Here is a 13,939-nt window from a genome sequence, read left to right as displayed (position 1 = left end):
TGGTGTTATTTTTTTAGGAGGGACTAGAGGATGCAATCAAATATTGCTACAAATAAAAAAACAGGAAGCTCGGTCAATGATGCCTTTGCTTCACAGTTTGCTAAATCAATGTTTTTAACTATTGCCGGACTGGCCATTTTAACGTTTATTGGTACAAGAATGTTCACGCACGTTGACTTGAATCTTTATGGATATATGGTCGGAACAATCGTCTTTATCGGCGGATTTTTCTACCGCTTTATTGCTTGGGGCGAGAGACCACCGACCAAGATTCTTATTAAAAAAGGCTTAAAGCTTTTATTTCGAAAAAATACTCCGAAAACGGCTGTTAATCATTTAGCTATTTACGATTTTATCCGAAATCGCGGGATTTACCGATGGGTACAGCATATTTTAATCGGTTGGGGCTGTGTCCTTGCGTGCTTGGTGACCTTTCCGCTCGTATTCAGCTGGATGTATTTTACGATGGAAGACAATGGCTACTATACGATCGTGTTATTTGGAATGAACGTCATGCAGGTTAAGGCCGAAGGAATTATTGCATGGTTTTCCTATAATGCACTGAATATTGCAGCTATCATGGTGACCGCGGGTGTGTGCATGGCGCTTTACCGTCGCTTAGGTAACATGCAGGCGAGAGCAGAACAAAAATTCATGTATGATTTTTTACCACTTTATCTATTGTTATTTATCTCTGTAACCGGGCTTTTACTAACCTTTCAAAACATTGTCATGCATGGCTGGATGCAGCTGCAAATGTCACTGATTCACCAATTTTCCGTAATCGTCACGTTAATTTATCTACCGTTTGGAAAGTTAGCGCATATTCCATTCCGTCCAATGAGTGTATTCGCAAGAAATTACCGTGAACATTATGCTGAGCAGCAAATGAAGAAATGTAAGGTGTGCGGCGATCATTTTGTATCAGTGGAACAATCTAGTGATGTGATTCAAGTATTAGGCGCTAACGAGATCGACTTCAATATGCAAGATGGCTTTAATCTAGCTGAACTATGCCTGCCATGTCGCAGAAAATATAGAATTTCAAGATTCTCAGGCTTCGCAACTCATCAAGTAAAGGTCAAGGAGGCAAACCAGAATGCAAAAGGATAATTTTCGGAACCCAAGAGATAAATTTTTCAAAGAAGTCGAAAATGTTCGTCATCCGAATGAAACGCTTGTAAAAACACATTGCAGTTATTGCGGGATGCAATGCGGGATGAATTTACGGGTAAATACAAAAACAAATAAAATAATTGGGGTGGAGCCTCGATATGACTGGCCAGTAACGGTCGGAAAAATGTGTCCCAAAGGGGTTACTGCTTACCAGCAAACCAACCATGATGATCGTATTTTAAAACCACTAATTCGTGATGATGCATCACTAAAGGGAACAAAAGATGGCTTTCGTGAGGCAACCTGGGATGAAGCCTATGATTTAATCGTGAAAAATTTTCAAGAGATTCAAAAAAATTATGGCAAGGATTCGCTTAGTGTCTATAGCGGTGTATCGATGACAAACGAAAAATGTTATTTATCAGGAAAGTTTGCCCGTGTCGGCTTACAGACTCGTTACATTGATTACAACGGCCGATTCTGTATGGCAAGTGCCGCAGGTGGCTTTCTGAGATCCTTTGGGGTCGATCGTGGATCAACCCTGCCTTGGACCGATCTTCATGAAACGGATTGCTTGTTTATTGCTGGAAGCAATACAGCAGAGTGTCATCCAACTTCGATGTTCCGAGTTTGGGCAGTCCAAGAAAGAGGAGGCTACTTAATTGTAGCAGACCCGCGTGAAACACCCATTGCCAGGAGAGCAGATGTTCACTTAGATTTAAGACCTGGAACAGACTTAGCCCTTGCCAATGGAATTCTAAACTTACTTATTCAAAATGGCTATGCGGATGAAGAATTCGTAAATAACCATACAAATGGCTTTGAAGAAACAAAAGAATTGGTAAAAGAATTTACACCAGAATATACGAGTGAGCTTACTGGGGTTGCACCGGAAAAAATCATTCGTGCAGCAGAAATCTACGGTAAAGCACCAAATGCCATTGTCATGTTTGCCCGAGGAATTGAGCAACAGCATAAAGGTGTTGATAACGTATCAGCATACACAAACATGGCCTTAGTCACAGGGAAAATTGGCCGCCCTAAAGCAGGAGTTGCTACATTTACTGGTCAAGGGAACGGTCAAGGCGGCCGGGAACACGGTCAAAAAGCAGATGCACTTCCTGGTTATCGTAAAATCACAAATCCAGAGCACGTAAAGGCAGTTGCCAAAGTGTGGGGAATTGAACCAGAAGAAATGCCAAAAGAGGGTGTATCTGCATACGAAATGTTTGGATTAATGGAGAAAAAAACAATCCGTGGGTTGTACCTGCTTTGCTCCAATCCAGCCGTATCGGCTCCAAATCTAAATTATGTACGTGAACAAATGAAAAATCTGGACTTTATGGTGTGTGCAGACTTTTACTTATCGGAATCAGCTGAGTTTGCGGATGTCATTCTTCCAACCACAACTTGGTCTGAAGACGAAGGAACAGTAACCAACCTTGAAGGACGTTGTATTAAAATTAACAAGGCACAAGAACCGCTGGGAGAATCGAAACCAGATTGGCAAATCCAAGTGGAATTATGTGAGCGTCTAGGCAGAGGAAAATACTTCTCACATTTAAAAACAGCAAGCGATGTTGGGGATGAATTCCGTTTAGCTTCTAAAGGCGGCTATGCCGACTACTATGGTATCACATGGGATAAAATCGAAAAGCAAGATGGTGTCTTTTGGCCATGTAAAGATGAAAATGATCCAGGAACACCCCACATGTTCTTAGATAAAAAGTTCTATCATCCAGATGGAAAGGCAAAAATCTGTGCCCTGCCCTATCGTCCACCCGCTGAAGAGCCTGATGAAGTATATCCATTACGCTTAACCACAGGACGTGTCGTCTACCATTATCTATCTGGAAACCAAACCCGCCGGATCCAATTTTTGCGCGATATGTGCCCAGAGCCGTATGTAGAAGTACATCCAGAAACAGCTGCTAAATATAACATTGAACACGAAGAATTTGTTCGCCTCTTTACTCGTAGAGGTGAAGCGGAATATAAAGTAAAAATCACTGAAGCCATTCGAAAAGATACCGTATTTGTTCCCTACCATTTTGGTCACGATAAATCTATTAATCTATTAACGATTGCAGCGCTTGATCCTATGTCACGGATGCCGGAATTCAAAGCGTGTGCCGCTCAGATTGAAAAACTAGAAATGAAGAAGGTGCAGTAAATGAAAAAGAGGCTATATCTCGAACTTGAAAACTGTATAGGGTGCCGCTCGTGTTTGGCGGCTTGTACGCAGTGCGGAGGGCATGCGGAACGTAACCGTAACTATGTTTACGATGTAAATCCGCTTGTTAACCGTCAAACGATGCCTCTGATGTGCCTTCACTGTGTGAATCCAGCTTGTGCAAGAAGCTGTCCAGCACAGGCGATCCAAATCCATGAAACAGGAGCCGTTCTTTCGGCTCTAGCGGAAAAGTGCATTGGCTGCCAAAACTGTACAATTGCTTGCCCGTATGGAATACCGAAGTTTGATACAGAGCAAAATTTAATGTACAAGTGCGATCTTTGTATCGACCGTACAAAGGATGGCATCCCGCCAATGTGTGCAAGTGTTTGCCCGTCTAATACATTACAATGGCTGACAGATGAAGAAATTGAAGCGAAGCAAAAGCAATTTAACTTAGATAATGGTAAATGGGTAACAAGTATGCCTTATTTAGAAGGCGAAACAAATGTAAAAGTGAATCTTCCTGGTATTCTGCAGGGCGTCACTAAATTGTTTTAGGAGGGATTCGCATGACAGATAAAAATAATAAAATCCCGTTCAAAGAAGATAATTATACACATAATATAAACCGCAATAATGAAAGAAAGCTCGATCGACGCGGATTTATAAAAACACTAGTTGGTGCGGCAGGTGTTTTCGCTGTTTCTTCACTCCCTTGGGGAGCCTTGGCTGCAAAAGAATTAACAGGATTGGGCGATAAAAAATATCCAAAGCAAAAAATTACCGATGTTAAATCTCTGCCTATCGGAGATGCAGTAGACTTTGCTTTTCCTAGTGAACATGATAGTGCTATTTTAATTAGACTCTCCGAAAATAAATATGTAGCCTACCAAAATGCATGTACCCACTTAAGATGTCCTGTGTTTTGGAAAAAGGATGAGGGAGAAATGCTTTGCCCTTGCCATCACGGGAAATTTGATGTCGAAACAGGCGCGCCGATTGCTGGTCCACCGAGACGTCCACTTCCTGAAATTTATGTAAAAGTAGAAAACGGAGTGGTTTATGCTGTGGGGGTGAAGCGTTATGAAGCGTAGCTATTTGCCAGTTGCCCTCCTACTTGCGGTGTTGATGTTAAACATTATCTTTACACAATATATGGTTCATCAATACTTATATGAAAACTATACTAATACAATAATTGCCGCAATCATTAACGTTATTTTATTTCCAGTCGCATTCCTTATTTATAAAAAAGGTGTGAATATCAATGACTAGTGAAACCTATATTGATTTTTGTTTTGTCCGGCCAGAAGCAGGCGGCTTTAGCCATGAAATTGATGAGTTATTGAAGAACACTTTTTCGAAAAAACGCCTAAATTGGTTTCTTGAAGAAAAAACACTCGATGGGGCAGAGATGGTTATTGCTGAAATAAAAGGAATGAGTGACTGGGGTTCTGAAGAAGAAACGATTCTATTCATCGAGGAAAATGCCGATGAGAAGTTTTGGGACTATTTGCAGGGCTTTAAGGTGTTCATCTATCCTGTGAAGAGAGGATGTAACAGCTGTGGAACTCATTAAATTAGATGATTTGAACATATTTGTGGGTGTGCCGGTAGCAATTGCGATTCAAGATGCGGATGGTGGAGATCAGGCGCCAGCTGTGAAGAAAACCATAAAAAAGGTGCAGTTCTGTCCTGATGGTACCCATATCCGCTTTTATTTTGATGATTTTTATTTTCTTGCGGTACCGATTTCTTGTCGAGTAAGTCAGATGGATGGACAATGGTCGGCTTTTGATTCGGAGAGCGGCTTAACGTATACTGTAAAAAAGGTACAGGTCTTTTAAAAAAGAACCTGCCTTTTTTTTATAACCGGAGGTGGCGGGATGGATGTATTAAATTCAAAACAGCAGATTAGCTCTTATATTATTCATTCCCAAGAGGAAGAAATAAAACGGATTGCCATAGAGCTGCACGAAGGTGTTGGACAAAATCTATATAGTATTTTAACAGGCTTGCAGTTTATTGAATCAGGTGCAAAAGAGCTGCATATGAAAAGTTATGTCCGCGAAATGTCGCAGTTGATTGAAAAGACCATCCAAGAAATTAGGCTTCTTTCGGTTGAATTGCATCCGCCTACCCTAACTACTCTTGGTTTACTACCAGCCATGAAGAGCTATATTAAGTTATACACATCCACGTTTGGGATCCTTGTGGATTTAGATTCAACGGGTGAAGAAAAGTGGATATCTGAAAAAAATAGGATCACTGTATTTCGTGTATGCCAGGAGGCACTTGCCAATATTGCCAAGTATGCAGATACATCCAATGTAAAAATGAATTTTATTTGGTCAGAGCAAGAGCTGAAAATTTCCATATATGATTTCGGCAGAGGGTTTCAACAGGACGAAAACGATTTCATTAATCCTTCATCAGGTATTGCGGCCATGAAAGAACGAATGCTTCTGACTGGCGGACAGTGTACCATTTCTTCTAAAATAGGAGAAGGAACATCCATAGTGCTAGCCCTTCCGTTAGTAAATAGGGATTAAAGGGGAGTTAAGAGTGATAAAGATTCTGTTGGTTGATGATCATGCCGTAGTTAGAATGGGTTTAAAAATGCTTTTGAACACAAATCCTGAAATGGAAGTAATTGGTGAAGCGTCAGAAGGCAATGAAGGAATCAAAAAAGCCTTGAAGTTAAAACCGGATGTCGTAGTCATGGATTTAAGTATGCCACATGGAAAAGACGGCTTGTCGGCAACGACCGAATTAAAAAAGCTAAAGCCGGAAATAAATATTTTGATCCTCACGATGCATGATGATGAAGAATACCTTTTTCGAGCAATTCAAGGGGGGGCTTCCGGCTGTATTTTAAAAAGCGCCCCACATGATGAACTAATGTCAGCGATCGAATCAGTTGCAGTCGGGGATGCCTATTTACATCCATCTGCACAGAAGCGATTGATGGAAGAATATTTGAGCAGCGTAAAACAAGATGGGAATGATACATATAATCTTTTATCCGAGCGGGAGAAAGAAGTTCTAACACTTATTGCTAAAGGGTATTCCAATAAGGAAATTGCTGAACAGCTGGTAATCAGTGTAAAAACGGTCGAAACCCATAAAGGTAACTTGATGGAGAAACTTCAGATGAAAACCAGACCTGAGTTAGTGGAATACGCAGTTAGGAAAGGTTTATTAGGTTATGGTATTTAAGGAGAGTTACTTGGGATGAAAGAGATTATAGAACTGCAAGAGGTAATCAAGGTTTGCGACTGTCTTATGGCTGTGGCAGGCTGCGAATTTGTAGCCTTGGCGTTGCAAAATGAAGTGGGCCCGGATGTTAGGTGGCATTATGCATCCGCCAATTTAAATGATAAATACAAAAGAATAACCGTCCGTTTCGGTAAAGGGATCGCGGGAAAAATAATCTCAAGCGGCAGTCCGATGATGATAACAGATTTTCCGAATGGAGTTATCGGAAAAGTAACAGATTATCCAATTATGCTTGCTGAAAAACTTATTTCCTCCTATGCCGTCCCTTTATTTTTTAATGCTGTACCAAAAGGAGTTTTACTCATTGGTAATAGGAGAGCCACAACGTTTACTGAACAAGATCAGCAGTATGTAAAAGAATCCGCTCAAGCCTTGGAACAGATATTAAAGGAGCAGATACTATGAAAGCTGCAGGGGGATGTTAATGAACAAGAAAATGGACCAGCCTGCAAATAATCTCGCAGACCTTGAGATAGAATTAAAAAAATCGATGCAAGAATTGGTAGATATAAAGTTTGCGCTCGATGAATCTTCTATTGTTGCCATCACAGATTCTCGGGGGATGATTACATATGTAAATGATCAATTTTGTCATATCTCGAAATATTCCAGAGAAGAGCTGCTGGGTCAAGATCATCGAATTGTGAATTCCAGGTACCATTCAAAAGAATTTTTTAAAAAAATGTGGAGAACAATTGGTTCCGGTGAAGTCTGGAAAGGTGAAATTTGTAACAGGGCAAAAGATGGTACAAATTATTGGATGGATACCACGATTGTCCCTTTTTTAAATGAAAAAGGGAAGCCTTATCAATACTTAGCGATTCGTTATGAGATCACCGAGCGAAAGCGAGTCGAACGAGAACTTCAAAACATGATGACAACCATCATCAATGTTCAAGAAGAAGAACGTAAGCGTTTGTCGCGAAATTTACACGATGGCATCGGTCAAAATCTTTATAGTCATTTAATAACGATCAATCGACTCCTTGCTGAAATGGATCATCCGCTTCTTTCGCAGATGCAAACAGAAGCAACCCAGTTAATCGAAGAAATCCGCGAAATCTCATGGGAGCTGCGGCCGTCGGTATTAGATGACCTGGGTTTAGTACCAGCCATTCGCTCCTTTCTATCACGTTACTCTGACCATTATAGTATTGATGTTTATTTTGAATGCGTGCTAAATAGCCGCCTGAACATCAGCATTGAACTTACGATTTACCGGATTATTCAGGAGGCGCTAACAAATATCCGAAAATATGCAGAAGTTACCGAAGCAACAGTGACTGTTAGAGAGCTGGATGATATCGTCCGGGTTATGGTTGAGGATAAAGGAAAGGGTTTTGAGATTAAAAATCAATCCGTGGGTGTAGGTTTGTTTAGTATGGATGAGCGCGCTCGCTCTGTCGGAGGAGAACTATTTATTAGTTCTTCCCCTGGGATGGGAACCAAACTTATCTTAGAAGTACCCATCACTATTATAGAATAGAAAAAGAACCAGGCAATGTTTTGCGCCTGGTTCTTTACTGTTATATTTTAAAAGAACTTTTTAAGGAAACAATCCTGTTAAATACTAACTTATCGACTGTCGTTTCTTTGGGATCGACGTTGAAGTAACCGTGTCTAAAGAATTGGAATTTTTCCTGCGGTCTGCTTTCCTTCATGTTTGGTTCTACAAAACCTTGTAACACCTCAAGTGAATGTGGATTAACGTTATCAAGGAAGGATTTTTCAGCCCCGTCAGCTTCATCAGCTGTATCCAAAATAAGCGGCTCATAAAGTCGGAATTCAGCAGGAACTGCATGGGCTGCTTCTACCCAATGAATGGTTCCTTTTACTTTTCTGCCTGTAAAACCTGTACCACTTTTTGTTTCAGGGTCATAGGTACAGCGCAGTTCGACGACCTTACCATTTGGATCTTTGACAACCTCTTCACATTTAATGAAATAAGCGTTTTTAAGGCGGACTTCATTGCCTGGGAATAGACGGAAATACTTCTTAGGTGGTTCCTCCATGAAGTCGTCTTGTTCAATATAGATTTCACGAGAGAATGGAATTTTCCTTGATCCCATCTCAGGATTTTCTGAATTGACTTCGGCATCAAGCAATTCAATTTGTCCTTCTGGATAATTCGTGATGACTACCTTTAATGGGTTGATTACGCCCATGGTACGAGGTGCTTTTAATTTCAAATCTTCACGGACAAAATGTTCAAGCATTTGTGAATCAACTGCACCTGAACCCTTATGAACGCCAGTTTCACTGACAAAAGCACGAATCGATTCTGGTGTAAATCCTTTTCTTCTCATTCCAGAAATCGTCGGCATACGCGGATCATCCCAGCCATCAACAAATCCCTCGTCAACCAATTGCTTCAACTTTCGTTTACTCATCACAGTATTGGTTACATTTAAACGGCCAAATTCAATTTGTTGTGGGATGCTTTCCATTTCACAGTTTTCAACAATCCAATTATAAAGGGGGCGTTGATCCTCAAATTCAATCGTACAGATTGAATGTGTTACCCCTTCAATCGCATCTTCGAGTGGATGAGCAAATGCGTACATCGGATAAATGCACCATTTATCGCCCGTGTTATGATGTGTCGCATGAGCAATACGGTAAATAACTGGATCACGTAAATTAATATTTGCTGATGACATATCAATCTTTGCCCGCAGGACCTTTTGACCGTTGTCGTACATACCATTTCGCATATTTTCAAATAATTCAAGGTTTTCTTCTATGGAGCGATCGCGATAGGGGCTATTTTTGCCGGGCGCGGTAAGTGTTCCACGGTATTCACGAATTTCATCCGCTGAAAGGTCATCAACATAGGCTAATCCTTTTTTTATTAAAAGAACCGCTCTCCTAAACATTTCTTCAAAATAATTCGATGCAAATAGTAAGTTATCCCATTCAAAGCCTAACCATTTTACATCTTCTTTGATCGAATTTACATATTCGATATCTTCCTTTAACGGATTCGTATCGTCAAAGCGTAAATTGGTAAGCCCGTTAAATTCATCTGCCAAGCCGAAGTTGATTACAATCGATTTTGCATGTCCGATATGTAAATAACCGTTTGGCTCTGGCGGGAACCGAGTGACGATTTTGTTGTGCTTTCCGGACTCCAAATCTTTTATCATAATATCTTTAATAAAATTTGATGTATGATTTTCCACCCTTTTCAACCTCTTTCATTCTTAACTACTACTTTATAAATAACATAAATACTGATATTTTTCCATTGTTCCCTACAATTCATGTGAAAAACACACATAAAATGGAATGTTTGCTCATTTTTTTTGAAATTCGGAATTGGCAAGTGTGGTTGAAAAAGACTACAATAGTTTCTTGAAGATATCAAGGAAGGGGAAGTACAATGATTAACTTCGGTACAGTCGGAACAGGGTGGATTACTGAATCCTTTATCCAAGCAGCACAACTTAGCGGTCAATGGCAATTAACAAGTGTCTATTCCAGAACAGAGGATAAAGCGAAACAATTTGCAGATACATATAATGTTCCTAATTTTTATACAGATCTGGAGGAGATGGCGTCAACTTCTGAAATAGAAGCTGTATACATAGCATCGCCAAATTCAGTCCATTTTGACCAGACACTAATGTTTTTGAAAAATAAGAAACACGTGATCTGCGAAAAACCGATATTTTCAAATAGTGCAGAGTTGGCGAAGGCATACCAGACAGCGGCGGAAAATGGGGTTTATTTATTTGAAGCAATTCGAAATGTGCATACCCCTAATTTCAAAATATTAAAGGACAAGCTCCCTATGGTCGGGGAGTTGCGAAGTACCATGTTACCATACATGAAATATTCCTCCCGTTATGATTTATTTTTACAAGGGGAGGAACCAAATATTTTTTCTGCTACCTATTCTGGCGGCGCACTTGTTGATTTAGGTGTTTATCCACTCTATTTAGCCGTCGGGTTGTTCGGTGAGCCCAAGCAGGTAACCTATCACCCGGTCCTCCTCCGCAGCGGTGTGGATGGAAGTGGAACACTTGTGTTAACGTATGACGATTTTGTCTGTACAATCCTTTGTTCGAAAATATCTCATTCGGAATTACCGTGTGAAATACATGGAGAAAAGGGAACCTTTGTCCTCGAAGATGCGGCCCCGATTTCAAAAATAACCTTGGTTGACAACCGTGGAATAGAGAGCGAAATCTTGAGTGTCGAACTAGAAGAACAAAACATGATTTATGAATGTGAAAATATTGCCAGGATTATTGAAACCGAAAATGATCAAGAATATCAGCAATTGAAAAGTTGGAGCGAAATTGTCCTTCGAATCACAGAAGAAGCAAGAAGACAAAATAATATTTTATTTGCTTCAGAAAAATAGAAACAAAAACGGGCCAGGGGATACATCCTCTGGCCTTGTCTTATGGGGTTTTCTTAATGGTATTGAACTTAATTGACGTTTTAAAGAATGGTTATGTGAACTCTTTATGAATTCAATATTCTCAATGACTTTTATCACATTCCATGCATTGTATGTTCTTTATAGTTGAAATGTAACAGGATTGGAGGAAACCCTTATGAAGTCAAAAGCGTGGTATATGAAACAGCTGAAACGTAAGCCTGTGCAAATGACAAGATATACTGTTCAGGGCTTGTTTCTGCTGTTTTTACTACCAGAAAGATGTTTAAAAGGAATTTTGAAATTCCACGATGGGTAACTTGGCTTTTAACACCTATTAAATACTTATTGATGCTCTTTTTTGTCCTAATGGTTGTTCAAATGCCTGCTTTTACTGCTAAAAGCTTTCTCGAGGAGCCGTATAATAAGGTCTCTGATGTGAAAATGCTTCTTTTATTCACAAATCTTGGCGGCTTTGCCTTGAAGTTTATTATTGTGATCTTCATCTTGTCATTATTCTTTAGAAACTTTTGGTGCCGCTTCCTCTGTCCGTATGGTGCATTAATTGGTCTTGGAAGTATCTTTAGGATTACAAAAATTGAGCGGAATGAAGATACTTGTACAAACTGCGAAATGTGTACAAAGGTTTGTCCGCAACGATTAAAGGTACACAAGGTGGAGACTATAAATTCTCTTAATTGTTCAGCATGTATGTCCTGTGTAGAGGCATGCCCCGTAAAAGACACACTCAACATGACGGTTGCGCGTAAAAAGGTGAATAAATGGTTTGTACCAGTTACCTTCTTCGTGCTTTTTTTCGTTATTATTACTTTTGCAAAAATAACAGGTCACTGGGATTCAATCATCTCCTATGCAGAATGGAAACAACTAATCCCAGAAGCCAAAAACATAAAATAATTAGCGGTGTTTTCCCGTATAAGTGTTAAACACATAGCCCACTTTTCATCATATAAATATAGAAAACTAAAATGGGTGAGTTATGATGTTTGGATCTAACAGAGAATTAATAACTTGGATAGTGCCATACCTCCCAGCTGGAGCAGAATTGGAATTTCGAGATTCACAAGCGGTTATCCAATATATGGATATAGATGAGGATGGATTATATGAAATATTTGGGGTGTATCGTCTTAATCGAAAGCCCTATTTATTTGTTCTGAAAAATTACTTTGGTCATTTTATATATTATCCCATGCCTCCTGAGGTGGAGAAAAAGGCGGTCCGAGCGCTTTCAAATTTTCGAGACACAAGGGCCGTCTATCTTTTCCCAGTGGTGATGAAGGAAATTGGCAGAAATAAGTGGGGCTATATCGATGCGAAAGGGAAACTGATTCTTCCTATCAGCTATGAGCATGCCGAGGATTTCCAGGAGAATGGTTTAGCTATTGTTGGTTTAATGGACAAATCAGGAATTATTAATGACCAAGGGTATTTTATTGTGCAGCCCAAATACGATACAATTAATCCTTTTTCAGAAGGCCGGGCCGTTGTCAACGACCCTCAAGGATTCAAGGTGATTGATGAAAGTGGCAAAGAAATCACGGATCGGGCTTATTCGATTATTGTCGGAGAGTATAAAGAGGGGCGCGTACGTGCTGTAGAAAAAGATGAGCATGGGCGGTATTTATACGGTTATTTGAATAAACGAGGGAAAGTGGTTATTCCGATAGCCTTTGAAAGCGCTAGTGATTTTGATCAGGGGAAAGCAATTGTAAAAACAAAAGATGGAAGTTTTCAATTAATCGACCTTACCGGAAAGATATTACAATCGTACCCTTATGCTTATGTCAGTAATTATGGCCAAGGTTTGCTTGCATTTAAGGAAATCAACGATGGGAAGATTGGATATATCAATGAACAGGGAAAAATCGTCATAGAGCCTAAATTTTCATCTGCAGAGTCATTTATAGACGGACGTGCCATTGTTAGTTTGTCAGATAATAATAGGGAACAGTATGGCGTTATTGATCGAACTGGCCATTTTGTGATTAAGCCAAACTATAACCAAATCTTATATCTAGATGAGGGACGCTTTGCCATCGGGAAAGAGATGGATCCAAAACTACCCTGTATGAGGTCTATTTACGCCTTAGCAGATTCGGGTGGTCATATCCTTACAGGATTTATCTTTAATAGAATCACGAAATTTCAGGACGGTCTTGCCTCTGTCTCCGATGCTCAGCATATTTACTTAATTGACAAACTTGGAAAGAGAATCGAACAGCTGCCAATGGTCAGGGGCAGCGGCTCGCTTAGTTTTGAGAAAACGTTAATCAAAGGTGATGTTGACGAGCGCCTGCACTATTTTAATCAAAATGGTGAGTTGCTCTGGAAGCAAGCCACGATTGTCCCGCTAAATAATAACTACTCAGTTGTCGAGCAAAAATATAAGCCTAATAAGGATTATTTAGTCTATTTCCCGCATGTTGAAGGTATGAAAATTCATCAGGAAAAAGTAAATCATGCTTTAAAGGAACTGGCGGGGGTAAAACCCATGCTGGCACACACACAATTGGAATCGAATTATACGGGGGATTTTGAGGTTACCCTTTACGAGAAAAATTTACTGGTCATTAAGATAACAGGGTATGACTACCCGTTTTGTGCCGCTCACGGTATGCCAGTGGAAAAATATGCTAATATTAACCTAAAAACAGGCTCGATCTATCAATTAAAAGACCTCTTTAAGTCTGGCAGCCCGTACGTGAAAGTAATCAGTGATATGATTGGTGATCAAATAAAAAGTAATGAAAAATATTCATCTTACTTATTTCCTGATGAGTACCATGGAATCCCAGCTGATCAGCCATTTTTTATTAGTGAGGCGGGCTTGAATATCTACTTTAATCCATATGAAATCGCCGCTTTTGCTGCTGGTTTCCCTACCTTTACCATCCCTTTTAAGGACTTAAAGAACATCATTAATGGTAACAGTGAATTTTGGAAATCGTTTCATTAAC

The 13,939-nt window shown here is 39.9% G+C and carries 16 protein-coding genes; 15 read left to right on the top strand and 1 reads right to left on the bottom strand.

All coding sequences use genetic code 11. The features are described from left to right. Nucleotides 1-30 precede the first annotated feature (30 nt). The 11 genes from ACSU6B_RS11540 to ACSU6B_RS11490 are packed head-to-tail and all read left to right on the top strand — an operon-like array spanning nucleotide 31 to nucleotide 8,057. Complete coding sequence (locus ACSU6B_RS11540; RefSeq protein ID WP_410885312.1) at nucleotides 31-1,113, top strand: hypothetical protein; 1,083 nt, start codon at nucleotides 31-33, stop codon at nucleotides 1,111-1,113. Beyond that, nucleotides 1,100-3,289 (top strand): molybdopterin oxidoreductase family protein, encoded by a 2,190-nt coding sequence (locus tag ACSU6B_RS11535; RefSeq protein ID WP_410885310.1) that lies wholly within the window; start codon nucleotides 1,100-1,102, stop codon nucleotides 3,287-3,289. Before ACSU6B_RS11540 ends, ACSU6B_RS11535 begins: the two co-directional genes overlap by 14 nt. Continuing rightward, nucleotides 3,290-3,850 carry a 4Fe-4S dicluster domain-containing protein gene (locus ACSU6B_RS11530; RefSeq protein WP_410885308.1) on the top strand — a complete coding sequence of 187 codons (561 nt, stop codon included), beginning with the start codon at nucleotides 3,290-3,292 and terminating at the stop codon, nucleotides 3,848-3,850. A gap of 11 nt (nucleotides 3,851-3,861) precedes the next feature. Next, complete coding sequence (locus ACSU6B_RS11525; RefSeq protein WP_410885306.1) at nucleotides 3,862-4,386, top strand: Rieske 2Fe-2S domain-containing protein; 525 nt, start codon at nucleotides 3,862-3,864, stop codon at nucleotides 4,384-4,386. After that, entirely contained in the window at nucleotides 4,376-4,567 is a 192-nt protein-coding gene (locus ACSU6B_RS11520) for a hypothetical protein (RefSeq protein ID WP_410885304.1), read from the top strand. Before ACSU6B_RS11525 ends, ACSU6B_RS11520 begins: the two co-directional genes overlap by 11 nt. Next, a complete protein-coding gene (locus ACSU6B_RS11515; protein ID WP_410885302.1) occupies nucleotides 4,560-4,871 on the top strand; it encodes a hypothetical protein in 312 nt (103 codons plus the stop codon). The genes ACSU6B_RS11520 and ACSU6B_RS11515 overlap by 8 nt, the downstream gene beginning before the upstream one ends. Continuing rightward, nucleotides 4,858-5,139 carry a hypothetical protein gene (locus ACSU6B_RS11510; protein WP_410885300.1) on the top strand — a complete coding sequence of 94 codons (282 nt, stop codon included), beginning with the start codon at nucleotides 4,858-4,860 and terminating at the stop codon, nucleotides 5,137-5,139. Before ACSU6B_RS11515 ends, ACSU6B_RS11510 begins: the two co-directional genes overlap by 14 nt. A 39-nt stretch (nucleotides 5,140-5,178) precedes the next feature. Continuing rightward, a complete protein-coding gene (locus ACSU6B_RS11505; RefSeq protein WP_410885298.1) occupies nucleotides 5,179-5,844 on the top strand; it encodes a sensor histidine kinase in 666 nt (221 codons plus the stop codon). 13 nt (nucleotides 5,845-5,857) lie between these two features. Further along, a complete protein-coding gene (locus tag ACSU6B_RS11500) occupies nucleotides 5,858-6,511 on the top strand; it encodes a response regulator (protein WP_088085771.1) in 654 nt (217 codons plus the stop codon). 15 nt (nucleotides 6,512-6,526) lie between these two features. Then, entirely contained in the window at nucleotides 6,527-6,976 is a 450-nt protein-coding gene (locus tag ACSU6B_RS11495; protein WP_410885296.1) for a GAF domain-containing protein, read from the top strand. A 31-nt stretch (nucleotides 6,977-7,007) separates the two neighbouring features. Continuing rightward, nucleotides 7,008-8,057, top strand: a complete 1,050-nt coding sequence (locus tag ACSU6B_RS11490; RefSeq protein WP_410885439.1) for a PAS domain-containing sensor histidine kinase — start codon at nucleotides 7,008-7,010, stop codon at nucleotides 8,055-8,057. Nucleotides 8,058-8,097: 40 nt separating this feature from the next. On the opposite strand, the gene ACSU6B_RS11485 is transcribed toward ACSU6B_RS11490, so the two are convergent. Further along, entirely contained in the window at nucleotides 8,098-9,753 is a 1,656-nt protein-coding gene (locus ACSU6B_RS11485; protein ID WP_098930088.1) for a glutamine--tRNA ligase/YqeY domain fusion protein, read from the bottom strand. A gap of 203 nt (nucleotides 9,754-9,956) precedes the next feature. Here ACSU6B_RS11485 and ACSU6B_RS11480 point away from each other — a divergent pair, with 203 nt between their 5' ends. From ACSU6B_RS11480 to ACSU6B_RS11465, 4 genes are all read left to right on the top strand, one after another. Further along, nucleotides 9,957-10,940 (top strand): Gfo/Idh/MocA family protein, encoded by a 984-nt coding sequence (locus tag ACSU6B_RS11480; protein WP_410885437.1) that lies wholly within the window; start codon nucleotides 9,957-9,959, stop codon nucleotides 10,938-10,940. Between the two features lie 196 nt (nucleotides 10,941-11,136). Beyond that, nucleotides 11,137-11,277 carry a hypothetical protein gene (locus tag ACSU6B_RS11475; RefSeq protein WP_410885294.1) on the top strand — a complete coding sequence of 47 codons (141 nt, stop codon included), beginning with the start codon at nucleotides 11,137-11,139 and terminating at the stop codon, nucleotides 11,275-11,277. 62 nt (nucleotides 11,278-11,339) lie between these two features. Then, on the top strand, nucleotides 11,340-11,876 hold the full coding sequence (locus ACSU6B_RS11470; RefSeq protein WP_410885292.1) for a 4Fe-4S binding protein: 537 nt from the start codon (nucleotides 11,340-11,342) through the stop codon (nucleotides 11,874-11,876). 148 nt (nucleotides 11,877-12,024) lie between these two features. Further along, entirely contained in the window at nucleotides 12,025-13,938 is a 1,914-nt protein-coding gene (locus tag ACSU6B_RS11465; RefSeq protein WP_410885290.1) for a WG repeat-containing protein, read from the top strand. The last annotated feature ends 1 nt before the right edge of the window (nucleotide 13,939 follow it).

The organism is Neobacillus sp. C211, from assembly GCF_051842875.1.
GTDB lineage: Bacteria > Bacillota > Bacilli > Bacillales > Cytobacillaceae > Neobacillus.
This window is presented reverse-complemented; position numbering and strand designations above follow the sequence as displayed.